General features: G+C 72.6%; 23 protein-coding genes and 1 pseudogene. 10 read left to right on the top strand and 14 right to left on the bottom strand.

Translation table 11 applies throughout. The annotated features are described in order from the left end of the window. Positions 1 to 180 precede the first annotated feature (180 nt). Both CWIS_RS05025 and CWIS_RS05020 read right to left on the bottom strand, forming a co-directional pair. Positions 181 to 3,228, bottom strand: coding sequence for a bifunctional [glutamine synthetase] adenylyltransferase/[glutamine synthetase]-adenylyl-L-tyrosine phosphorylase (locus CWIS_RS05025; protein WP_048342147.1), 3,048 nt, complete (start codon positions 3,226 to 3,228; stop codon positions 181 to 183). Positions 3,229 to 3,232: 4 nt separating this feature from the next. Continuing rightward, positions 3,233 to 4,570 carry a glutamine synthetase family protein gene (locus CWIS_RS05020; protein ID WP_048342146.1) on the bottom strand — a complete coding sequence of 446 codons (1,338 nt, stop codon included), beginning with the start codon at positions 4,568 to 4,570 and terminating at the stop codon, positions 3,233 to 3,235. 516 nt (positions 4,571 to 5,086) lie between these two features. Between CWIS_RS05020 and CWIS_RS05015 the strand changes: the two genes are divergently transcribed. The 3 genes from CWIS_RS05015 to panB all read left to right on the top strand — a co-directional run bounded on the left by CWIS_RS05015 (position 5,087) and on the right by panB (position 9,169). Beyond that, positions 5,087 to 5,992: a hypothetical protein gene (locus tag CWIS_RS05015; RefSeq protein ID WP_156186555.1), complete on the top strand. Its 906-nt coding sequence runs from the start codon at positions 5,087 to 5,089 to the stop codon at positions 5,990 to 5,992. 482 nt (positions 5,993 to 6,474) lie between these two features. Continuing rightward, positions 6,475 to 8,268: an NAD+ synthase gene (locus CWIS_RS05010; RefSeq protein WP_048342145.1), complete on the top strand. Its 1,794-nt coding sequence runs from the start codon at positions 6,475 to 6,477 to the stop codon at positions 8,266 to 8,268. Between the two features lie 88 nt (positions 8,269 to 8,356). Continuing rightward, positions 8,357 to 9,169 carry a 3-methyl-2-oxobutanoate hydroxymethyltransferase gene (gene panB / locus CWIS_RS05005; protein ID WP_048342177.1) on the top strand — a complete coding sequence of 271 codons (813 nt, stop codon included), beginning with the start codon at positions 8,357 to 8,359 and terminating at the stop codon, positions 9,167 to 9,169. Between the two features lie 37 nt (positions 9,170 to 9,206). Here the strand turns inward: panB and CWIS_RS05000 are convergent, their stop codons facing one another. Beyond that, entirely contained in the window at positions 9,207 to 9,389 is a 183-nt protein-coding gene (locus CWIS_RS05000; protein ID WP_048342144.1) for a hypothetical protein, read from the bottom strand. An 81-nt stretch (positions 9,390 to 9,470) separates the two neighbouring features. Between CWIS_RS05000 and map the strand changes: the two genes are divergently transcribed. From map to CWIS_RS04980, 4 genes are all read left to right on the top strand, one after another. Next, positions 9,471 to 10,334, top strand: coding sequence for a type I methionyl aminopeptidase (map, locus tag CWIS_RS04995; RefSeq protein WP_048342143.1), 864 nt, complete (start codon positions 9,471 to 9,473; stop codon positions 10,332 to 10,334). Continuing rightward, entirely contained in the window at positions 10,331 to 11,083 is a 753-nt protein-coding gene (ppgK, locus tag CWIS_RS04990) for a polyphosphate--glucose phosphotransferase (protein ID WP_048342142.1), read from the top strand. The genes map and ppgK overlap by 4 nt, the downstream gene beginning before the upstream one ends. 26 nt (positions 11,084 to 11,109) lie before the next feature. Then, positions 11,110 to 11,970, top strand: coding sequence for an MBL fold metallo-hydrolase (locus CWIS_RS04985; RefSeq protein ID WP_053071558.1), 861 nt, complete (start codon positions 11,110 to 11,112; stop codon positions 11,968 to 11,970). Positions 11,971 to 12,174: 204 nt separating this feature from the next. Next, entirely contained in the window at positions 12,175 to 13,206 is a 1,032-nt protein-coding gene (locus tag CWIS_RS04980; protein ID WP_082156236.1) for a DUF817 domain-containing protein, read from the top strand. A 92-nt stretch (positions 13,207 to 13,298) separates the two neighbouring features. Here the strand turns inward: CWIS_RS04980 and CWIS_RS19245 are convergent. From CWIS_RS19245 to CWIS_RS04965, 3 genes and pseudogenes are all read right to left on the bottom strand, one after another. Next, a pseudogene (locus CWIS_RS19245) lies at positions 13,299 to 13,553 on the bottom strand (copper resistance protein CopC); the annotation flags it as partial. Between the two features lie 92 nt (positions 13,554 to 13,645). Then, positions 13,646 to 14,440, bottom strand: a complete 795-nt coding sequence (locus CWIS_RS04970) for a YcnI family protein (RefSeq protein WP_048342141.1) — start codon at positions 14,438 to 14,440, stop codon at positions 13,646 to 13,648. Positions 14,441 to 14,521: 81 nt separating this feature from the next. Further along, positions 14,522 to 15,157: a hypothetical protein gene (locus tag CWIS_RS04965; protein ID WP_053071555.1), complete on the bottom strand. Its 636-nt coding sequence runs from the start codon at positions 15,155 to 15,157 to the stop codon at positions 14,522 to 14,524. A 258-nt stretch (positions 15,158 to 15,415) separates the two neighbouring features. Here CWIS_RS04965 and CWIS_RS04960 point away from each other — a divergent pair, with 258 nt between their 5' ends. After that, positions 15,416 to 15,649, top strand: coding sequence for a helix-turn-helix domain-containing protein (locus CWIS_RS04960; protein ID WP_156186553.1), 234 nt, complete (start codon positions 15,416 to 15,418; stop codon positions 15,647 to 15,649). A 234-nt stretch (positions 15,650 to 15,883) separates the two neighbouring features. Then, complete coding sequence (locus tag CWIS_RS04955) at positions 15,884 to 16,363, top strand: helix-turn-helix domain-containing protein (protein WP_197080764.1); 480 nt, start codon at positions 15,884 to 15,886, stop codon at positions 16,361 to 16,363. Between the two features lie 100 nt (positions 16,364 to 16,463). Here CWIS_RS04955 and CWIS_RS04950 read toward each other — a convergent pair whose 3' ends face one another. After that, entirely contained in the window at positions 16,464 to 17,348 is an 885-nt protein-coding gene (locus tag CWIS_RS04950; protein ID WP_197080763.1) for an ATP-dependent Clp protease proteolytic subunit, read from the bottom strand. Further along, positions 17,345 to 17,518: a hypothetical protein gene (locus tag CWIS_RS18625; RefSeq protein WP_197080762.1), complete on the bottom strand. Its 174-nt coding sequence runs from the start codon at positions 17,516 to 17,518 to the stop codon at positions 17,345 to 17,347. Before CWIS_RS18625 ends, CWIS_RS04950 begins: the two co-directional genes overlap by 4 nt. A 277-nt stretch (positions 17,519 to 17,795) precedes the next feature. Here CWIS_RS18625 and CWIS_RS04945 point away from each other — a divergent pair, with 277 nt between their 5' ends. After that, complete coding sequence (locus CWIS_RS04945; RefSeq protein WP_156186551.1) at positions 17,796 to 18,263, top strand: hypothetical protein; 468 nt, start codon at positions 17,796 to 17,798, stop codon at positions 18,261 to 18,263. A 12-nt stretch (positions 18,264 to 18,275) separates the two neighbouring features. On the opposite strand, the gene CWIS_RS04940 is transcribed toward CWIS_RS04945, so the two are convergent. From CWIS_RS04940 to CWIS_RS04920, 6 genes are all read right to left on the bottom strand, one after another. After that, the gene (locus CWIS_RS04940) at positions 18,276 to 20,117 is read right to left on the bottom strand and encodes a hypothetical protein (protein ID WP_048342137.1); all 1,842 of its coding nucleotides are present in this window, start codon (positions 20,115 to 20,117) and stop codon (positions 18,276 to 18,278) included. Beyond that, the gene (locus CWIS_RS04935) at positions 20,110 to 20,439 is read right to left on the bottom strand and encodes a hypothetical protein (protein WP_156186550.1); all 330 of its coding nucleotides are present in this window, start codon (positions 20,437 to 20,439) and stop codon (positions 20,110 to 20,112) included. The genes CWIS_RS04940 and CWIS_RS04935 overlap by 8 nt, the downstream gene beginning before the upstream one ends. Positions 20,440 to 20,541: 102 nt before the next feature. Next, positions 20,542 to 21,330 (bottom strand): hypothetical protein, encoded by a 789-nt coding sequence (locus CWIS_RS04930; protein ID WP_048342135.1) that lies wholly within the window; start codon positions 21,328 to 21,330, stop codon positions 20,542 to 20,544. Further along, on the bottom strand, positions 21,327 to 21,659 hold the full coding sequence (locus CWIS_RS04925; protein WP_048342134.1) for a helix-turn-helix domain-containing protein: 333 nt from the start codon (positions 21,657 to 21,659) through the stop codon (positions 21,327 to 21,329). Before CWIS_RS04925 ends, CWIS_RS04930 begins: the two co-directional genes overlap by 4 nt. Before the next feature lie 95 nt (positions 21,660 to 21,754). Further along, entirely contained in the window at positions 21,755 to 22,051 is a 297-nt protein-coding gene (locus CWIS_RS19820; RefSeq protein WP_082156227.1) for a WhiB family transcriptional regulator, read from the bottom strand. Further along, positions 22,048 to 22,554, bottom strand: coding sequence for a hypothetical protein (locus CWIS_RS04920; RefSeq protein WP_048342133.1), 507 nt, complete (start codon positions 22,552 to 22,554; stop codon positions 22,048 to 22,050). Before CWIS_RS04920 ends, CWIS_RS19820 begins: the two co-directional genes overlap by 4 nt. Position 22,555: the final 1 nt, after the last annotated feature.

Raw genomic sequence — 22,555 nt, 5'->3', positions numbered from 1 at the left:
GTCACGTTCTCGCCGGACCTCGTCGTCACAGCGTCCCCCCACGCTCGGACCACCACGGACGACACGAAGGAGCGCACGAACGGCGCCGTAGATACTCGTGCGGCCGCGGGCTGAGTCAGTGCATCAAGGGCACCACCGTGGCACCGCCGCCGAGCTCGCGCTCGTCGGGGCGCGTACCCGTCAGCCGTAGAAGACGCGCTCGACCACCGCTCGGGCGCGCCGGGCGGTGCGCAGGTACGTCTGCTCGAGCTCGCCACCGGAACCCGACGGGTACCCGATGACGCGCGCGAGCCCGCCGAGCGCGTGGTGGTCGTGCGGCAGGGCGTCGGCGTGTGCGCCCTCCGCACGGCCGGTCCACAGCACGTTGGCGTCGCGCAAGCGCGACGCGAGCTCCCAGGCCTGGACCAGGGCGGTCAGGTCGTCCGCCTCGAGCAGGCCCGCACCGCACGCCGCGGCGAGCGCGTCGAGCGTGCTCGTCGTGCGCAGCCCCGCCACCTCGTGGGCGTGCTGCAGCTGCAGGAGCTGGGCGGTCCACTCGACGTCCGCGATCCCGCCCCGGCCGAGCTTGAGGTGCCGCGCGGGGTCCTGGCCGCGGGGCAGTCGCTCCGCCTCGACGCGCGCCTTGATGCGCCGGACCTCGCGCAGCGTGCTCGCGTCCAGTCCGCCCTCGGGGTAGCGCAACGGGTCGACGAGCGCGACGAAGCCCTCCCCGAGCTCGGCGTCACCGGCCACGGGCCGCGCACGCAGCAACGCCTGGCTCTCCCACGGCGACGACCAGCGCTCGTAGTACTCCGCGTACGCGTCGAACGACCGCGCGAGGGGGCCGTTGCGGCCCTCCGGGCGCAGGTCGGCGTCGACCGCGAGGGCGGGCTCGGGACCGAGCGCGCCCAGGAGCTGGCGCAGGGCGGTTGCCACCGCGACCGCGAACTCCTGTGCCGCGCGCGAGTCCGCGCCCGGCTCGGGATCGTGCACGAACAGCACGTCGGCGTCCGACGCATACCCCATCTCGCGCCCGCCCAACCGGCCCATCGCGACGACGAGCATGCGCGTCGGGTTCCGGTCGAGGCCCCGCGCCTGGCGGGTCTCGGCCTCCGCGACGCGCAGCGCCCCCGCGAGGACGACGTCGGCCGCGGCGGTCACGCTCTGGGCCGCCCGCGCGCCCGTCACGACTCCCAGGACGTCCGCGACCGCTGTGCGCGCGAGCTCACGACGACGCAGCCCACGCAGGAACGTGACCGCCGGCACGGGCTCGTGCGCACGCGTCAGCGCCGCGTCGACCTCGGCGGCCAGGCGCTCACGACCGCGGGGCTCGAGCTCGTCGTCGCCCGCGAGCCAGGTCACCGACTCGGGCGAGCGGGTGAGCGCGTCGGCCACGTAGCGCGACGTCGACACCGCGTGCGCGAGGCGCTGCGCGGCCGTGCCCGAGTCCCGCAGGAGCTTGAGGTACCAGTGCGTCGTACCCAGCTGCTCGGACAGGCGTCGGAACGCGAGCAGGCCGCCGTCGGGGTCCGGGCCCTCGGCGAACCAGCCGAGCATGACCGGCAGCAGCTGGCGCTGGATCGACGCGCGCCGCGAGACCCCCTCGGTGAGCGCGGCGATGTGCCGGGCCGCACCGGCCGGGTCGCGGTAGCCGATCGCCGCGAGCCGGGCGCGCGCGGCCTCGGGAGCCAGGCTCGCCTCCTCGTCGGACAGCCGCGCCGTCGCGGGCAGCAGTGGCCGGTAGAACAGCTCCTCGTGCAGGTGGCGCACGTCGCGCCGCACCTGGCGCCAGCGCTCGAGCAGTCCCTCGGCGCCTTCGGCGCGCATCCCGACCGAGCGCGCGAGCCGCCGCAGGTCCGCCTCACCCGTCGGCAGCAGGTGGGTGCGCTGCAGCCGGTGCAGCTGGATGCGGTGCTCGAGCAGCCGCAGGAACCGGTAGCAGACCGCGAGCCGGGCCGCGTGGTCGCGGCCCACGTACCCGTCGGCCGCAAGCGCCGCGAGGGCCGTGAGCGTGCTGCCGCTGCGGATGGCCTCGTCGGACCGGCCGTGCACGAGCTGCAGCAGCTGGACCGTGAACTCGACGTCCCGCAGCCCTCCGACGCCCAGCTTGAGCTGACGGTCGGCCTCCGCGGCGGGGATGTTCCCCTCGACGCGTCGGCGCATCGCCTGCGAGTCCTCGACGAAGTGCTCGCGCTGCACCGCCGACCACACGAACGGCTGCGTCATCTCGACGTACGCGCGTCCCAGGGCGACGTCTCCCGCGAGCGGGCGAGCCTTGAGCAGCGCCTGGAACTCCCACGTCTTGGCCCAGCGCTCGTAGTACGCGCGGTGGCTCGCGAGCGTGCGGACCAGCGGCCCGTCCTTGCCCTCGGGCCGCAGCGCCGCATCGACCGGCCACAGCGCAGGCTCGCCCGCGGGCGTCGAGCAGGCCCGGGCCAGCCCTGAGGCCAGCCGGGTGCCCGCCGCGAGCGCGTCCGCCTCGCTCAGGCCCGAGCCCTCGGCGGGCTCGCACACGTAGATGACGTCCACGTCGGACACGTAGTTGAGCTCACGGCCGCCGGCCTTGCCCATCCCGATCACCGCGAGCCGCACGCCCGCGCCGTGGTCGGGCAGGTCCGCCCGGGCCAGCGCGAGCGCCGACTCGAGCGCCGCAGCGGCCAGGTCTGCGAGCGCGGCCGCGACGCCCGGCATGCGGTTGAGGGGGTCGGGCACCGTCAGGTCGGTCGCCGTGATCCGCAGCAGCCGCGACCGGTACGCCCGGCGCATCGCGTCGATGCCGTCCGTCCCGACGACCGTCGCGACCGGCACGTCGTGCGTCGGGTCGGCACCCACGGCGCGCAGCAGCTCGGCGCGGACCTCCGCCGCCGGCACACCCGTCCCGGGGGTCGGGTCGGCGACCAGCCGCAGGTTGGCCGGGTGCGCGCCGAGCGTGTCGCCGAGCGCGACCGACGCGCCGAGCACGGCGAGCAGGCGGTGCCGCGGCTCGTCGTCGTGCGTGAGGGTCTGCGTGAGCAGCGCGCTCAGCCCGGCGTCGTCCCGGACCGCTCCCGCGAGCTTGGCGAGCGCGAGCAGCGCCGCATCGGGGTCGGCGACGTCGGCCAGGGGCCCGACGAGGACCTCCGCCGCGTCGGGCAGCACCTCGAGCAGCGCCGCGTCCGCGAGCAGCCGCTCTGCCCGCGGGACGTCGTCGACGCCCGCGCGCGTCAGGCGTGCGGCGAGCGACGCTCCGCGCTCGGGACGTTCGCTCATCGGTTCACAGGACCGGCAGGAACCGCTTCAGTTCGTACGGCGTGACCTGCGCGCGGTACTCGTCCCACTCGCGACGCTTGTTGCGCAGGAAGAAGTCGAACACGTGCTCACCGAGGGTCTCGGCCACGAGCTCCGACTTCTCCATCACCGCGATCGCCTGGTCGAGCGACTGCGGCAGCGGCTCGATGCCCAGCGCCCGACGCTCGGCGTCGGTGAGCTCCCACACGTCGTCGTCGGCACCCTCGGGCATCTCGTACCCCTCCTCGATGCCCTTGAGGCCGGCCGCGAGCAGGACGGCGAACGCGAGGTACGGGTTGGTCGCGCTGTCGACCGCGCGGTACTCGACGCGGCTCGAGTTGCCCTTGCCCGGCTTGTACATCGGGATCCGGACGAGCGCGGAGCGGTTGTTGTGACCCCAGCAGATGTAGCTCGGCGCCTCGGCGCCGCCCCACAGGCGCTTGTAGGAGTTCACGAACTGGTTGGTCACGGCGGTGATCTCCGCGGCGTGCTTGAGCAGTCCCGCGATGAAGTGGCGCGCGACCTTCGACTGCTCGAGGTGCGCACCCGGCTCGTGGAACGCGTTGCGGTCGCCCTCGAACAGCGACAGGTGCGTGTGCATGCCGGAGCCGGGCTGGTCGGCCAGCGGCTTGGGCATGAAGCTCGCGAACACGCCCTGCTCGAGCGCGACCTCCTTGACGACCTGGCGGAACGTCATGATGTTGTCCGCGGTCGTCAGCGCGTCGGCGTAGCGCAGGTCGATCTCGTTCTGTCCCGGGCCGGCCTCGTGGTGCGAGAACTCCACCGAGATGCCCATGGACTCGAGCATCGTGATGGCGGCACGCCGGAAGTCGTGCGCGGTGCCGCGCGGCACGTGGTCGAAGTAGCCGCCCTGGTCGACCGGGACGAGCGGCAGGCTCGGGTCTGCGGGCGCGTCGAACAGGTAGAACTCGACCTCGGGGTGCGTGTAGAACGTGAACCCCTTGTCGCTCGCGCGGCTCAGCGCGCGCTTGAGCACGTTGCGCGAGTCGGCAAGGCTCGGCTCGCCCTCGGGCGTCAGCAGGTCGCAGAACATGCGCGCGGTCCCGTGCCGCTCGCCACGCCACGGCAGCACCTGGAACGTGGACGGGTCGGGGCGGGCGATCATGTCGGCCTCGTACACGCGCGTCAGGCCCTCGATGGCGCTGCCGTCGAACCCGATGCCCTCGGAGAACGCGGCCTCGAGCTCGGCGGGAGCGACCGCCACCGACTTCAGGATCCCGAGCACGTCGGTGAACCAGAGACGGATGAAGCGGATGTCCCGCTCCTCGACCGTACGGAGCACGAACTCCTGCTGCCTGTCCATGCCGCCCATCCTGCCTGATCCCACCCCCTGCACACGTGCCCATCCCACCCACCGGCGCGCCCCGCTCCGAGCCGCCCACCCCCGACCCCGCCTTGCACCCCCCACCCACGCTCCCGTCCAGCGCAACGACACCCCGCCGCACCCCCCGAGCGCCACCACCCCCACCCCGCCCCCCTACCCACCTGCCATCGCTGCGTGGGTGCATGGATGAGTGCAGGCTTCATGCGCTCGACCACCACCCACCCTGCATTCATCACTGCAACGACGGGCGGAAGGGGGCGGCGTCGCGGCGTCGGAGCTCAGCGTGAGCGGGTGGCCGCCGGCCGGGGCTGGGCAGGGCGAGCCGATCTCAGCGTGCGGAGCGGGGCGAGCCGACCTCAGCGCTCGGGGCGGGGTGGCGCGTCCACAGGTGGGGCGGTCGTCGCGACGATCGTGCGGGGACACGCGGTGAGATGCGGTGTGGTCAGGACATCGATCGGCGAGCCACTGCTCGCACTGGCTGACGTGCAGGAAGGCATGCTCACACGCGCCCAGCTGCGCGCAGCCGGGGTCAGCGACGCGATGGTCCGAGGTCGGCTCGTCAGCCAGTGGCGCGCGGTGCTTCCCGGCGTGGTGCGACTCTCCCGCGCGCCGCTCGACGAGCACGCGAGGTACCTCGCCGCGACGCTCATGGCCGGACCGGACGCCGTCATCACCGGCATCGCGGGCGCACGGCTGCACGGTCTCACCAACGCCGGGACGCCCGAGGTCGTCGACCTGCTCGTCCCGGCTCGCCGCGCCCCGCGGCGCGCGGCGTTCGTCCGCGTGTCCCGCACGCACCGCATGCCGCACGCACGGCGTCAGCTCGGACCGCTGCCGGTCGCTCTGCCCGCCCGCGCGGTCGCCGACGCATGCCGGGCGAGCACCGACGCACGGTTCGCCGAGGCCCTCGTCATCGAGGCGGTGCAGCGCCGGGCGACGACGCTCACGCTGCTGCACGACGAGCTCTACGCCGGCCCACGCCAGCGCTCGGCGACGTTGCGGGCGGGCATCGCAGCGGCTGCGACGGGCGCCTGGTCCGTCGCCGAGCACGACCTGGTCCGGCTCGTCCGCCGGAGCGCGGTGCTGCCGACTCCCCTGCTCAACCCCGAGCTCGTCGGGCCCGACGGCGTCCGGCTGCCGACCCCCGACCTGTGGTTCGACGACGTCGGGCTGGCCGTCCAGGTGCACTCGCACGCGTACCACGCGAACGGTGACGCGTGGACGCAGACGGTTCGCGCCGACAGCGCACTCGCCGAGGCAGGAGTGATCCGCATCGCGTTGACACCCCGCGAGATCCGCGTCAGTCCGGACGACGTCCTCGCGCGTCTCGAGCGCACGTACCTGTCACTCCGGACACGTCCCCGTACGGCCGCCCGAGCAACCCCCCGCCCCGTCCGCTGACCGCGCCCACGACCCGCCCGGCCACGCCCTGCTCGCGCCGCCCGCGCGGCCGTTCGCCCGCCCATCAACGGCCCACGCCGCGCTGTCCGCGCACCGAACCGGTCGCAAGTCCTCACCGCCGTCCGACGGTGCAGCGATGAATGCAGGAAGCGCGCAGAGTGCGCTCTTCGTCGCTGCATTCATCGCTGCATCGACCCTCGAGACGCGGGCGCGGGTCGGCGGGGCGGCACGGCGGCGAAGCGCATGAGGTCCGGTGGGGCGGCGCGGGTGCCGGCCGACGGGGTGGGGTGGTGGGAGGTGCGCGACGGCGGTGGGCGTCGGAGGTGTCGAGCGCGTGGCACGACGCGGGCGGTGTCGGGCGCGGGTGGGAGGCACGCCGTGGCGGTGGGGGTGGAGTGCGATGGGGGTGGAGTGCGGTGAGGGTGGAGTGCGGTCGGGGTGGAGTGCGGTCGGGGTGGAGCGAGGTCGGTAGGGTCGGGGGCGTGGGTCGGGTGAGAGTGGCAGCGGCGCAGGTCGACACGTGTGTCGGGGACCTCGAGGGCAACGCGCGCCTCGTGCTGGAGTGGACGCGCAGAGCCGCCGACGAGGGTGCGCAGCTCGTCGTGTTCCCGGAGATGACCCTCACGGGCTACCCGATCGAGGACCTCGCGCTGCGTGCGTCGTTCCGGCGCGCCGCGCAGGCGACGCTCGAGCGGCTCGCGGTCGACCTCGACGAGGCGGGCCTGGGTGACGTCGCCGTGCTCGTCGGGTCCGTCGGGGAGCGCGCGGCGCGCCGGCTGCGGAGGGACCGGCAGGCCGACGACGGGCCGGCGGACGGCGCGGGGCCCGAAGGGCTCGTCGAACCGGGCACACCGACGGCGCCGCTGCCGGACTCCGAGCTCGTCGGCGACGTGGTCGCGGGACGCCCCGAGGCGTCCGACGCCGTCCGGCCGACCAACGACGCCGTGCTGCTGCGCGGCGGCCGCGTCGAGACGCGCTACTCCAAGCACCACCTGCCCAACTACGGCGTGTTCGACGAGTACCGGATCTTCTCCCCCGGCGACGAGATCTGCGTGATCGACGTGGCCGGTCGCCGCATCGGCGTCGTGATCTGCGAGGACATCTGGCAGGACGGCGGGCCCGTCTCGCTCATGGACGAGAACGAGGTCGCGGCGCTCGTCGTGCTCAACGGCTCGCCGTTCGAGGAGGGCAAGGGCCACGTGCGGGCCGAGCTCGCCGCGCGACGGGCCGAGCAGGTCGACGCACCGGTGCTGTACGTCAACCTCGTCGGCGGGCAGGACGACCTCGTGTTCGACGGGGGCTCGTTCGTCGTCGACCGCGACGGCACCCCCCTGGCGACCGCGCCGCAGTTCGTCGAGCACCTGCTGCTGTGGGACCTCGCCGACGAGGGCGAGCCGTCCCTCCCGGGTCCGCAGGTCCCCGCGCTCCACGCCGACGAGGAGACGTACCGCGCGGTCGTGCTCGGGCTGTCCGGGTACGTGCGCAAGAATGGTTTCCGGTCGGTTCTGCTCGGGGTCTCGGGCGGGATCGACTCGGCGCTCACCGCGGTGATCGCGGCGGACGCGATCGGCGGCGAGAACGTCGTGGGCGTCTCGATGCCCTCGGCGTTCTCGTCCGAGCACTCCAAGGACGACGCGCAGGACCTCGCCCGGCGCATCGGGGCGGACTACCGCGTGCAGCCGATCGCGCCGGTCGTCGACGCGTTCCAGGGCCAGCTCGCGCTCGACGGCGTCGCCGAGGAGAACCTGCAGGCGCGCGTGCGCGGCGTGATCCTCATGGCGATCTCGAACCGCGAGGGTCACCTGGTGATCGCGCCGGGCAACAAGTCCGAGCTCGCGACCGGCTACGCCACCATCTACGACGCGGGCAGCATCGGCGGGTACGCCCCGCTCAAGGACGTCGACAAGTCGCGCGTGTGGGCGCTCGCGCGCTGGCGCAACAACCACGCGGTCGACCGGGGCGACATCCCGCCGATCCCGGAGTCGTCGATCACCAAGCCGCCCAGCGCCGAGCTGCGGCCCGGCCAGACCGACCAGGACTCGCTGCCGCCCTACGACCTGCTCGACGAGGTGCTCGACGCCTACGTGGAGCACGCCGAGGGTCGCGCCGAGCTCCTCGCCCGCGGGTTCGACGAGCACGTCGTCGACCGGGTGCTGCAGCTGGTCGACCGCGCGGAGTGGAAGCGGCGGCAGTACCCCCTGGGCCCCAAGGTCACGGCGCTGGCGTTCGGTCGTGACCGACGGCTGCCGGTGACGTCACGCTGGCGCGAGCCCTGAGCCCACGGGCCTCCGTGCGGCCGATCCGCAGGCCCACCCCGCAGACCCATCCCGCAGGACCTACCCCGCAGCACCGAACGGAGTGACGATGACCGAGACACCCAAGCGCGTGCGCGTCCACCACCTGCGCGAGGCGAAGGAGGCCGGGCGCCGGCTCACGATGCTCACGGCCTACGACGCGGTGACCGCCCGGATCTTCGACGAGGCGGGTGTCGACATGCTGCTGGTCGGCGACTCGATCGGGAACACCATGCACGGTCACACGACGACGCTGCCCGTGACCGTGGACGACATGATCCCCGCGGCGCGTGCGGTCGCGGGCGCCGCCCGGCGCGCGTTCGTCGTCGTCGACCTGCCGTTCGGCTCGTACGAGTCCGGACCGCAGCAGGCGCTCGAGACGGCGGTGCGCGTCATGAAGACGACCGGCGCGGACGCGGTGAAGTTCGAGGGCGGCAAGCGCTCGGCGGCGCAGATCCGCGCGGTCACGGCCGCGGGCATCCCGGTCGTCGGGCACCTGGGCTACACGCCGCAGTCGGAGAACCTGCTGGGCGGGCCCCGGGTCCAGGGCCGCGGCGACACGGCCGCGGAGGCGCTGTCCGAGGACGCGCTCGCGGTCGCCGAGGCGGGCGCCGTCGCCGTGGTGCTCGAGATGGTCCCGGCGCCGGTCTCGGCGCGCATCACCGAGATCGTCGCCATCCCGACGATCGGCATCGGCGCGGGCGCCGAGTGCGACGGCCAGGTGCTCGTCTGGGTCGACATGGCGGGCATGGGCGACTGGTCGCCGCGGTTCGCCAGGCGGTTCGGCGAGGTCGGGGCCGCGCTCCGGGCCGCCGCGACCGCCTACGTCGACGAGGTCCGCGACGGCACGTTCCCGGACGCGGAGCACAGCTTCCTGCAGTGAGCCGGTGAGCCCTCGGGCGCCGGCCGCGCGCGTGGGGTCAGCGCTCGGCCTCGTCCTGCGCGTCCCAGGCCGCCGACCGCGCGCGTGCCTGCTCGAGCGCGTGACTCGCCGCCTCGCGCGACGGGTACGGGCCCATGACCTTGCTCCAGTCGCTGCGGCGCCCCTCCTCGACCTGCCCGGTCTCGGTGTTGTACCAGTACTCCCGCGTGTCCTCGCCCACCGCTGCCTCCCTCGTGCGACCGACTCGTCCGACCAGCGCGCACTCCGCGTGGGCGTGCGCGCGCTCCGTAGACTGCCAGGCATGTCGCCCGTCCGCTCCATGCTCGTCCCCGGCACGATCAGTCCACGGCGTGCCGTCCCGTCCACCATCGCCCGTCCCGAGTACGTCGACAAGCCGGGACCGCAGCGCTACACCGGGCCGGACGTCCTGGACGACGAGACGATCGCGGCGGTGCGCGTCGCGGCCCGCCTCGCAGCGCAGGCGCTCGCCGAGGTCGGCGCGCACGTGCGCCCCGGCGCCACGACCGACGAGCTCGACCGCATCGGGCACGAGTTCCTGCTCGACCACGGCGCGTACCCCTCGACGCTCGGCTACCGCGGCTTCCCGAAGTCGCTGTGCACGAGCCTCAACGAGGTGATCTGCCACGGGATCCCGGACTCGACCGTGATCGAGGACGGCGACATCGTGAACGTCGACATCACCGCGTACATCGGCGGGGTGCACGGCGACAACAACGCGACGTTTCTCGCCGGGGACGTCGACGAGGAGTCGCGGCTGCTCGTCGAACGGACCCGGGAGTCGCTCGACCGCGCGATCAAGGCCGTCAAGCCGGGCCGCGAGATCAACGTCATCGGTCGCGTGATCGAGAAGTACGCCGCACGATTCGGGTATGGCGTGGTGCGCGACTACACCGGGCACGGCGTGGGACCCGCGTTCCACACGGGTCTCGTGGTCCCGCACTACGACGCGGCGCCGCAGTACGACACGGTCATCGAGCCCGGCATGGTGTTCACGATCGAGCCCATGCTCAACCTCGGGACCCCGGACTGGGTCATGTGGGACGACGACTGGACGGTCCTGACGGCCGACGGTCGCCGCTCGGCGCAGTTCGAGCACACCTTGCTGGTCACCGATGACGGAGCGGAGATCCTGACACTGCCATGAGCCACCACCACCTCGCGTTCGGCATCGACATCGGCGGCAGCGGCGTCAAGGGCGCCCCCGTGGACCTGGCGAAGGGTGAGTTCGCCGACGACCGGCTGCGCATCCCCACGCCGCAGCCCGCGACCCCGGACGCGGTGGCCGCGACGGTCGGCGAGATCGTCGACTCGTTCGACCTCGACAAGAAGGTGCCGATCGGCATCACGTTCCCCGCGGTCATGCTGCACGGCGTCGCGCAGTCGGCGGCGAACGTGGACGACTCGTGGATCGGCACGGACGCGCAACGGCTGTTCTCGAAGGCCACCGGCCGGTCGGTCGTGGCGGTCAACGACGCCGACGCCGCGGGTTTCGCCGAGGCCCGGTACGGCGCGGCGAAGGGCGTCGAGGGTGTGGTGCTCGTCGTCACGCTGGGCACGGGGATCGGTTCCGCGCTGGTGGTCGACGGCCGGCTGGTCCCGAACACCGAGCTCGGGCACCTGGAGATCGACGGCTACGACGCCGAGACCCGCGCGTCGGACGCGGCCCGCGACCGCGACGGCCTCGACTTCGAGCAGTGGGCGCAGCGCCTGCAGCGCTACTTCTCCGTGGTGGAGAACCTGTTCTGGCCGGACCTCATCGTGGTCGGCGGCGGCGTCAGCAAGCACCACGAGAAGTTCCTGCCCCTGCTCGACCTGCGGACGAAGATCGTCCCGGCAGAGCTCCTCAACGCGGCGGGCATCGTGGGCGCTGCGGCGCTCGCGGCGGACCACTGACCACCGCCGGATCGCCCGACGCGCGCGTGCTCGTCGAGGTCGCGCCCGGCGTACATGTCGCCACGAGCGAGGTGTACACGACGACGAGCACGATCGTGGTCGGTGACGACGGCGCGTGCCTCGTCGTCGATCCCGCCGTGACCGCGCGCGACGTCGCAGGACTCGGGGCCGCCCTGCGGGCGCGGGGATGGCGCGCCGTCGCCGTCTGGTCGACGCACGCCCACTGGGACCACGTCCTCGACGGCGCCGGGCTGTCCGGTGTCCCCCGCTGGGCCACGTGGTCCGGCGAGGGCATCGACGACGTGACCGTGGCTCGCCTCGCCGCTCAGCGCGACGCCGACGACGAGCTCGCCCGCGCGCTGCGCGACCGCCCGGACGACCGGCCGGCGCCCATCGCGCCCCTGCCCCGGCCCGCGGCGCTGCGCCCCGAGACGCCAGGAGCCGCGCCGACCGGTGCCTGGCGCGTCCTCGACCACGAGGCGACCGGCTGGCCCGGCCCCCGCACCCTGGTCCTGTCACACCGCGCGCACGCACCCGGCCACAGCGCGCTGCTGCTGCCCGAGACGGGGGTGCTCGTCGCGGGCGACATGCTCAGCGACCTCGAGATCCCGCTGCTCGACGACCACGCGGCCGATCCCGTGGGCGACCACCTGGCCGCCCTGGACGCGTTCGCGTCGTGCGGTGCGGGCATCGTCGTCCCGGGTCACGGGACCGGGGGCGCCGACCTCGCCGAGCGCGTCGCGGCCGACCGGGCCTACCTCTCGGCGCTCGCGCGCGGCGAGGACACCGACGACGCGCGCCTCGCCGCACCCGCGCAGCGAGCGGCGCACGAGCAGCAGCGCGAGCTCGTCCTCCGTCGGCCCGGGCGACCCACAGCGCCCCGCTGACCCCGTCGCGCTGATCCCCGCTGGGCTGCGGCCGCCGCACGGGCGCGGACCAGCCATGACGCCCGACACCTGCGCGCCACTCGCCCACAACCTCCACACGAACCGAGCCCGCCGGTGGCGCCGCCGTGCTGGGCTGAGCCTGTGCTCCTCGCCCACCGGCTGGCCCGGCCACTGACGCAGGCACGCTCGGCCGTCGAGCGCGGGATGACGTCCGTCGAGCAGCGGATCGACGCCTGGGCGCACCGGCGGCTCGACCGGCTGCCGACGGACGGGCCGCGGGCCTGGCTCGTCGAGCTCGTGGTCTTCACGCTCAAGCAGGCGTGGGCGTGCCTGTTCGGTGCGCTCCTGCTCGCGGCGATCCTCGCGACCCGCCTCTGGTACCCCGCCGACGCGCCGCTGGCCCGCAACGACGCCCTGACGCTCGTCGCGGTCGCGATCCAGGTGCTCATGCTCGCGACCCGGCTCGAGACGGCCCGCGAGATGCGCGTCATCCTGCTGTTCCACGTCGTCGGGACCGCGATGGAGGTCTTCAAGACCGACGCCGGATCGTGGTCGTACGCGTCCGGCGGTGTGCTCGCGATCGGCGCGGTGCCATTGTTCTCGGGCTTCATGTACGGCGCCGTGGGCTCGTACCTGGCGCGCGTCATGCGGATCTTCGACCTGCGGTTCGACCGCTACCCCCGGCGCTGGCTCACCGCGCTGCTCGCCGGCGCCATCTACGCGAACTTCTTCACGCACCACTGGTGGTGGGACGCGCGCTGGCTCCTGGTCGCCGCGGTGGTCGTCCTGTACGGGCGGTGCGTCATGCACTTCCGGGTGCTCACGCGCGTGCGGCGCATGCCGGTGCTCGTGGCGTTCGTGCTCGTCTCGGGCGTGATCTGGATCGCCGAGAACCTCGGGACGCTCGCGGGCGCCTGGCTCTACCCGGCGCAGGCCGCGGGCTGGCACCTCGTCTCGGTGCACAAGCTCGTGGCCTGGTTCCTGCTCATGCTGATCTCGGTGGTACTGGTGGCCTGGCTGCACGTCCCGCGCCCGCCCGACGAGGGGACGCGGGACGTGTCGGCTCAGGCCCCCGGACCGCGCGAGCGTCGGGCCGAGACGAGCACCGCGACCACCCCTGCTGCGAGGACGACGAACAGCCCGCCGATCACGAACGTCGCCGGACCGCCGCTGCGCGGGCCCGGGTCGATGGTCGGCAGCGCCGACGGCGTGGGATCGACCTGCGGCGACGGCTGACCGGTCGTCGCCTCCGCGGCGGGCTCGGGGTCGGGCGACGGCGTCGCCGTGGGCTCGGGCTCGCCGACCGCGCCCGCGGCCGAGAACGTGAACGTCCCGTCCACCGGGTGCCCGTCGGCGGACGTCGCGCGCCACTCGACGGTGTACTCCCCCGCGGGCAGGTAGCCCGCGACGGGCTGGCGGATGGTCGAGTCGACCAGCTCCGGGGCACCGTCGGCCGCGTCACGGCCGTCGGGCGTGCGCACGACGATCTTCGTGCCCATCGCGAGCGCGGGTGCCGAGAACGTCAGCGTGATCGCCTCGGGTGCCCGCTCCACGACGGAGCCGGGTCGCGGGTCGCTCGACACGAGCACGTCGTGCGCCTGGGCGCCCGTGCCCCCACCGATGACGAGCAATCCGGCGGCGAGCAGCCCGGCGAGAAGCCTCGCGATGCGCACGGTCACTTCCTTCCCTCGGTCGTCGATCGGCGGCCGACGAGCGCGATCACGACCGCCGCGGCGCCGAGCAGCAGCCCGGCTCCGCCGAGCGCACGCGCGAGCCCGTCGGGCCGGCTCGTCGCAGCGACCGTACCCGACGCGCTCGGACGCTCCGGCTCGGCCGGCGCCGCGACAGGGGCGGCAGCCCCGGCCTCGTCCTCGGCCTCGGCCTCCGTCACGACGAGCACGGGCGCGGGGTGCTCGGGCTCGCCGTCGCCCGAGGCGACGTCCGCCCAGCGCACGACCGTGCCGTCCGAGTACGTCTGCTCGGCAGGGAGCACGACGACCGTGCCCGCGTCCTCGGGGAGCGGTCCGACCGAGATCTCGAACTCCTGGAACTGCCCGGGCGCGACGGCGGACTGCGCGTCATCGACCGTCCAGGTCACGCGCGCGGGTGCCTCGGTCAGCGTGGTGCCGTAGAAGTCCACGGGCTCGGGCAAGGGCGCCCGCTCGAGCGTCGCGGTCCAGCCGGGGACGGGCCGGGTCGACACCGACAGGAACGGGACGTCCGACGGCAGCTCGACCGACAACGCGACGGTCGACGCGGTGTCCGACTCGGTGGGCACGCGGAACGTCAGCGCGCTCCACCCGCCCGCGGCGGTCGACTCGGGCACGACGCGCACGTGCGCGGACGCCGGCCCGGCGGGTAGGGCCACGAGCGCACCGAGCGCGACGAGGACGAGGGTGCGGCGCACCCGGCTGGGACGTGCGGCGGGGACGGATCGGGGACGCGCGAGGGCGCGCAGGGATGGGGTCATGGCGAGGGGTCCTCACGGGAGTGCCGCGTCGGCGGCGGGAACGACGACGCACCGCTCGACGCCGACGACCCTCTCGGGCCGTCAGGCCGGCGGTGTGCCGGTGGGCGGGAGCGCCACCGACGGAGGACCCCGGCGAGAGGGCGCGCCGCGCAGGTGCAGCGTGGCGACGGGAGCGGACGAGTCGTCGCGCGGCAGGACGCGCACGAGCACGGGGGCGACCAGCTCCGCGGGCACCCGCAGGAGCGGCGCGAGCACCGCGGCCACGTGGGCGGCCCCGCGCTCGGCGCCCGCGACGGCGAGCGCGGTGAGCACGGTCGCCAGGACGTGCCACGCGAGCATGCTGCGGCCGTCGACGAGCGCGTCAGCGGCGACCGCACCGCCGCCGCACGCCTGCGCGGTCAGGTGCGCCGTCGCCCCGTGGTGGGCGTGCGCGCCCGCGTCGGGCGCCACCTCACCGCATGAGCCGACCACGGCGAACGCGTGGTGCAGCACGAGCTGCCCCACGGCCAGGACCGCGAGCGCGGCCGGCCACGTGATCCGGCGGCCCGCGACGAGCACGGTGACAGGCAGCGAGAGCGCGACGAGCGCCAGCACGAGCCCGGGAGCGGGTGCGGACCCGCCGCCGAGCGCGTGCGCGAGCGCCGCCAGCGCGACGACCAGCACGGACAGTCCGGCGGCCCGCGCGAGGCGCGGCGCTCCGGACGTCGGCGTGGTCACGCGGCCACGCTAGCCCGCGCGCAGGACCAAAGTCCCGCTCGCGGCCTGTGAGGATGACCGCACCTGAACGGTTAGGGCGGATGAGTCAGCCGATACGCCGGGTTTCGCACGGCGTTCTGACGGCTAGTGACGGCTAGTTGCGGAACGTGCTGGTTTCGGCGTCTGACCTGCGCAGATGACCGACGGTACGTGATGGCAGGTGACGGTGCGTTGTGGTGCTCGTGCGGACTCTCTGCGGACTGGGGCAGGCTGGGGCACGTGACCCAACACCTCACCGTGACGGACTTGGCCGAGCGATGGAAGCGACCCGCGAAGTGGGTGCGCGACCAGGCCGCCGCGAGCGCGATCCCCGCCGTGAAGCTCGGCGGTACCTGGCGCTTCCCGCTCGACGAGATCGAGGCCCACGAGCGCCGCCAGCACAACGCCTATCGCGACCCCATGAGCATCGCGCCGCGCGCCGCCGCGCGGCGTCAGGGCAGGAGTCGACGCTAAGCACCTGCGTCAGGGGGACGCCCTCGGCGACGTCAGCCAGGCTTACGTCAGCCTGGCGTGCCCCGTCGGCGCCGGGACGTCGGCAGCCCCTCGTGCCACGCGAAACGGCGCCGGAGGCGGCCGTTCTGGCGCGTCCACCGGCGTCCTGCGGCGTCGCGGAAGGTGATGTCGAGGTTCCGGAGGCGCTCTGTGTTCCCACGCTCGGACGACCTGCAGCGGAAGCTCGCGCGCGACGTGGACGACTACGAGCGTGAGGTGCTCGACTGGGTATCGCTCACACTGCCGCAGGCGGTGCGCCGCTACCGGATGGACTGGCTCCTTCTCCGGTGGCGCATCGAGATCGACATGACGCCGCACTTCTTCGACCGACCGGGCTCACGCCTGCTCGTACGTTCCGCCGAGATCGAGCCCTGGTACCGCGAGGCGATCCGGCTCGGACTCGCGAACAGGCCTCGCGCCGAGTGGCCCCTGGACGCCATCGTTGACCGCGTGACCGAACAGCCAGTGTTCTCGTTCATCTCGTGCACCGTGAAGAAGGCGGCCGAGAAGACCGGGGTCTCCGAAGGCACCATCCGTCAGGCTATCGACGACGGCGTGCTGGCGAGCCATCGCGCCGGCGCCCGGGGCGGGCGCATTATCGTGCGCGCGGTCGACCTCGATGCGTGGGTCCAGGCGCTGCCCGCCTGGGGCTGGCGGGACAGGCGGTGGCGGTGACGGGCGGACCTCACGGCGGGCGCTCGGGGCCGCTTGCGGCCAGCCTTCGGCCCTAGCCGCACGACGGGTGCCGTCGAGACCCCTGCAGATGCCGTGCCCGTCAGTCGCCGGACGCGGGGCGCGGGAGGAACTGAGAGGCGAAGCGACCTTCGTAGATTCCGTTCGGGCCGGCTGGCCATGCGCCTACCTGGAAGTACCGCGTCCAGAGGAGCCAGAGCAACCGCCACGCTTCGCCGTCGAGCTCTGCGTCGCGCACTGGCAGGCCGAGTTCCTTGGCTCGCTCCGGGCCAAACGAGGCGCCGTGGTACACAGCGTCGTCAACGAGCGGACCCCTTAACGCCTCGGCGAGCGAGTCGCACTCCTCAGGTGACCGCCTTGCACAAGCCAGCGCTTCTCGAATCAAGTCGTAGCTCCGAGCCTTTGCCGACCGAGCCTGCTCGACCATGAGCATGTTGACGTCTGCGAGCAGGCCCGCGTACAAGGGAAACGCGTCGGGCGAAGCAGCCACACGCGCCTCGGCGCTCGCTACCGCCTGCTCGATGTCTCGCGCACCAACGAGTCGGCCATTGACTGGGAACTGTGGGTCAACCGGGCCCAAGTCGCTCGCTGGCCCCATCAGCAGCTCATCGGCGCCTAGGCACATGATCGTCCCGGCCGACTTCGCCATGTCGGGCACGACGATCGTCAGGCGTGAGCAGCGCGCCTGCATTGCGCGCACTAGTCGAACTGCGACCTCCCCGTCACCGCCGGGGCTCGAGAGGAGCAGGTGCATCGGCTGCTCTGGATCGCCGCCCATTACGAGTTCTTCGATTAGGGTGACGCTATAGTCGAAGATCTGGTCAATCATGACGATCAACCGCGATCCCGTCAGTTCTTCGTAACGCTTGATCTGGTCCTGACGGTCGTAGCGTGCCGCATTCTGCGCCTGAAAAAGCGGCGTCTTTGGATAAGTCGATGCGGCGTCCGCATCGTCTCCGGACTTCACCTGGTTCCCTGGAAGCCGGCAACCGGCCGGAAGCTGCTGGGCTTTCCCTTTCGGGCGGCAGCCACCACCACGCGCGCCTTCTTCGCGACTTCGATCTTCTCGCGCCATCGAGGATCGACGCCGTGAGGCACCGCGATCACAGTCGGCGTGCTCTCGTCGCGTGACTTCATCGACTCGCAACCCTCCCTTCTGGTTCCGGTTGACAAGATCCTCTCGGATGCCACCGACATCGGCATGTCGTGGGCCAGCCTTGAACGATACCGCTGAGCGGAGCAGAGGTGTGGCGCTCGCAGCCGCCGCGCGGGTCGAGCAGCACTCGCCGAACGGGGTCGCCCGAGCCACACCAGCAGGTCGTGTCAGAGTGCGGGGCGATGCAGCAGTCGATGTAGCGCTGCTGGGTGTCTGAGCGACAAGATCGGTGCGTCCCCGCGTGTGAGGAGTGCGTCCGTGACCGAGAGCACGAGCGTGATCGAGAGCACGAGCGTGATCGACATCTGGAACGTGGTCCTTGCCTTCGTCGCCGCGGTGACGGGCGTGCTCGCCATTGTCCTCTGGTTCGTCGAGCGGCGGCGCCACAAGGCGGAGCGGCCAATCGTGGACCTTCACCTCTCGGTGGAGTTCGACGAGCGGCCCGGGCTCCATGTCTCTGGCCGGCGCTACGGCAAGCTCACGGCCGTGAATGCCGGAGATGCGGTCGCAAGGCACCTCGAGTTCCGCGGCGGCCCGGACTTCGAGGTGGGGCACCATCACGAGGAAGCAGGGCTGGCCGTTCTGGCGCCTGGCGCGCTCGTCACCGTGCCCGTCTCGTGGCGAGAGGCGGACGAGTTGGTCGTGGAAGCGTGGTGGGCCAGCGGTCCGGGGAACCAGGTAGAGGCGGATCACACGCGACTCACCCTCACCCGACGTCGTTCGTAGCCTCGTCGGCCGTCACGCTCGCGGCCATGCGACCACCCCCGCGTCGATCGGGCGCACCGCTCCGGTCATCCCCCCGCCCGCCTCGACCCGCATTCGGCCGATGAGAGCCCCATCGGAGTCGACGACGACGAGCTCGCGCGGCATCGACGCTCCCGAGCCAGCAGCGCGCTCGAGCATCCCGTCGAGCCGCGACAGAGGCAGGACCGCCTCGGGCTCGGAGCCCTCGCCGAGGATCGCCGCCGTGGCAGAGGTGACCACGCCGCCCTGTGCGAGCAGCGGGATCTTCGGCACCGTGAAGCCCTTGCCGCCGACGCCCGGCACCCAGTCGGGGAACGTGAAGCTCAGCGACCCGACCGTGCGGTTCCAGAAGCCGGCGATCGCGTTGAACGCGGACCGGAACGGCGAGGTCAGGTTCGACCCGATGCCCGAGAAGAAGCCACCGATCTTGCTCGGCACAGCCTTGAAGAAGTCCAGGATCTTGCCCCAGATGTCCTCGACGCCGGTCTTGATCTGGGTCCAGTGGGACGCGATCTGCCCGACGATGGTCCAGCGCTTGAAGAAGTCGAGGATCTTGCCGGGGACGCCCTTGATCCAGCCGGCGATGCCGTTCCATGCCGACGTCGCGCCGGACCGGATCGAGTCCCAGTGAGAGGCGATCTGCCCGACCAGCGTCCACTTCATGAAGAAGTCGACGACCCGGCCCGCGGCGTCCTTGATCCACCGGACGACGGCATCCCAGCCCGCGCGCACGCCCGCGACGATCTTGTCCCAGACGCCCTTGAGCCAGTCGACGATGCCGCCCCAGACCTTCTTGAGCCAGGCGACGACCGAGTCCCAGTTCTTCACGAGCAGCACGAGCGCGGCGATCAGCGCGACGATGCCGACGACGATCCATGTGATCGGGTTCGCGAGCAAGGTTGCGCTCCACTGGATGGTCGCGATCTTGGCGACGCCCATCGCGAGGGCGATCGCCGAGACGCCGCCGGCGAACGCGCCGAGCACCCACGTGTTCTCCGAGACCCATGCGAACACGGACGTGAGGGTGCCCTGCAGAGAGTCGATGATGGGCAGGAGCAGCGTTCCGATCGTCTCCTGCAGGTTGCCCCAGCCGACGGACATCTTCTCGGCCGCCGTCGCGGACGCCGCGGCCGTGCCGCCGACCTGACCCTCGACCTCGTCGAGGATGATCTTCTGCGCACCGAGGACGTCGCCCGTCTCCATCAGCGCCTTGACCTGGTCCTTCTGTGCCTGCGTGAACGTCACGCCCGAGCGCGACAGCGCGGCCATGCCCTTGACGGGGTCGTTGAGCGCCTTGCCGAGCTGCTTGCTCGCGCCGTTCAGGTCGCCGAAGCCGGCCGCCGAGAGGTCCGCCGCGGCCGCCGTCGCGCGGTCGAAGATGTTCGCTCCGTCGCCGACCTCGTTCTTGACGTTCTTGAAGGTCAGCAGCAGGTTCGCGCCCGACTGGATCGCCTCGTCGTCCATGCCCGTCTTGAGCGAGATCGACGTCGCCAGAGCGCCGACCTGGTCGGCCGTGACCTTGGCCGCACCGCCGGTCGTCTTGATGATCTGCTCAGTGGTCGCGCCGACCTTCTGGGCCTCGCGCGCCTCCGCGATCGACGAGCCGATGAAGTCCTTCGCCGCCGCCGCAGCGCCGCCGATGACGGCCGCGCCGAGTGCCGCCTTCATCACGCCGCCAACCGACGTCGAGAAGCTCTTCCCGTACGCCCCGCCGGACGACTTCCCGGAAGCCTGGGCGGCCTTGTTGATCGGGCCGTCGAGCTCGCGGGAGATGCCCTTGTCTCCCCCCTTGAACGAGGGGATCAGGGAGACGTAGGCGCTCGCGATCTCAGACATCGCCGTAGCCCTCCCGGTTGAGGATCTCGTGCACGAGGACTTCGGCGCCGAGGGCCGCGGCGTCAGCCTCGATGGCGGGCGCGCCCGCGGTCATCGCGCGGCGCATCCGGTCACCGTCGCCGCCGGCCTGGATCAGTACGCACTCGCGCCAGATCGCGACGGCCGCGGCGCAGAGCCACGCGAGCTCGGCTCGGGACGAGGCCCCCGCCTCGTTGATCTGCTCGAGCACTGCCCGGTCGTCTCCCTGCCCGATCGCCCGCGCGATGGCGGCCAGCCGGCTTCCTGCCCTGTGTGCCACGTCGTGCGGCTCGCTGTCCGTCATGTGCATGCTCCTCCGGGTGGTGTGGAAAAAAACGCGGGGAGAGATCGGCCCTAAGCCTCGGGGTGGCCCTTGCCCTAGGGGGGAGGGGGTGGTGCCCCCCTATCAGGACAGCGAGGGGTTGAGCACGACCGCGTGGCCCTCGGCCCGCACGGCGGCGTCGATCGCCTCGTTCAGCACCCGGTCAGCGAGGGTGTTCATCGCGAGCACGATCCCGGCGGCGCCCGTCTGCGGGTTCGTCAGCTCGTCGTAGGCGCCGCGCAGCTCGCCGATCCTGCCTGCTGGCGCGGACTTCGAGAGGATGTCGCCGACGTAGACGGACCATGCAGGGATGAACTCCTCGGCGTCACGCGACATCAGGTAGTCCTCGACCCACGACGTGCACAGGACCCAGGCGCGCAGGTTGTCCCCGTCACGCAGAGCCCGCTCGAGCAGCGATCGCAGGCGCTTGGTCAGGTCGCTACCGGTGCCGGGGGGCGCGAGGACCATCTGCAGGTCTGCCTTCACGCCGAGGATCGCGGTCTCCTGTGCGGCGTCGTGCGGCTCAGGTCGCTGCGGTGAGGAAGCGTCGCGAAGGATCTCGACGGTCCGCTGCACAGCGGCGGCGACCGCCGCTGCAGCCGGGGCGATCTTCGTCCGCGCCGCCGCCTGAAGCTCCTTGAGCTTGCGAGTCCGCGCCTGCGGTGTGAGGTCGCGGTCCAACGACCACCGCGATGCGACGCTAATCAGCGTCTGCAGCTCCTCTCGGATCGACCGCAGCCCGTCCGGCACCGGCGCCCACGCTGTGCGCGCTGAGCTCGGGACCGCCGACTGGTAGAGCACAGCGTCTGCGGTCGCCAGGCCGTCGCCGATCAGCTTGTTCCACGCGTTGATCCACGGGTATCCGATGCTCACTGTGCCGTCTCCTTCGCCTCGATCCACCAGCACCCCGCGACCTTGGTCGCGGCGAGCGTGCCGGCTCTCGCCCGCTTGGTGATCGCTTGAGGGCTGACCCCCAAGCGACTGGCCGCCTGTGCCGCCGTGATCCACGCTCCCCCTGGAGCGCCCGCCCGTGCCTCGAAGGGTTGTGACTGCGCAACCTCGATCAGGGTGACGACGGCTCGCGCCGGCTCGACGACGCTGGAGGCGTACGGCAGTGGCGTCAGCCCGCGACGCTGTCGGCCGCGGTTCGTCATCTCGACGAGACCCCCGAGCTCAAGAAGCGTCCACTCGTCGTCGATCACGAGCCGAGGGCGTCCGTCGGGCGCGATCTCCGCGCGAGCTGCAGTCATCGCGGGCAACCGGGCCCTCGAGGCGGGGAGAGGAGTAGCGCCCCCGCTCATGCTGCGTCCCCGCTGATGTCGATCGGTGTGGCCTTGTGTCCCGTCCGGTGGTTGCGCTCACGGTCGGTGATACCGCCGTACACGCCCCACTCATCGGGCTCCGCGGTCACGAACTCCCTGCACGCACCGAGCGCATCGCACCCGAGGCAGGCTCGTGCGGCGACGGCCTGCTCTCCAGAAGCGTCAGACGTCCACGCTCCTCGTGCCTCGGGCCCGGCGTCGAGACACGGCACGCGCCCTCCAGACGACCAGAGCCGAGCCAACTGCCGGTTCAGCTCGCCGCGCGTCGTCATGCCGCGTCCGGTCCGCCCGGCCGCGTCGCAGCGCGCATCCGGGCCTGCGCGTCGGCCGCGTACTGCTCGAGCAGCCGGTACGCGCGCTCACGGGCCCCGTCGTCGGGGAAGGCCGCCTCGGGGTCGCAGCCGTGCGCGGTGCAGGCCTGCACGTACGCCTGGCGCGGTGTCAGGCCGCGGTCGACGGCCTCGTTGTAGGTCCGCTGCCACGGGATCTCGCGCAGCGGGTCACCGTCCAGCGCTTGCGGCGGCGGGAAGTGCAACCGGGTCCGCGACGTCGCGCGCTGGCGCCGCACCCAGGCGTTCACCACCGCGGGGGTGAAGCGCGCGTTGGACTCGCGGCGGTGGTCGACCAGCGCCTTGGCGACCTGGTCGCGGGTCACCCCGACGTCGAGGAACGACAGGAACGTGTTGAGCAGCACGTCGCTGACCTCGTACCCGTACAGCGACGCGTCGGCGGTCAGCAGCATCTGCAGGCTGTTCCGCTCGGCAAGGGTCGACATC

It is taken from the genome of Cellulomonas sp. A375-1 (assembly GCF_001040865.1).
Classification (GTDB): Bacteria; Actinomycetota; Actinomycetes; order Actinomycetales; family Cellulomonadaceae; genus Cellulomonas; species Cellulomonas gelida.
Note: the sequence above shows the minus strand (reverse complement) of the source record. Positions and strands in the feature narration are given on the sequence as shown.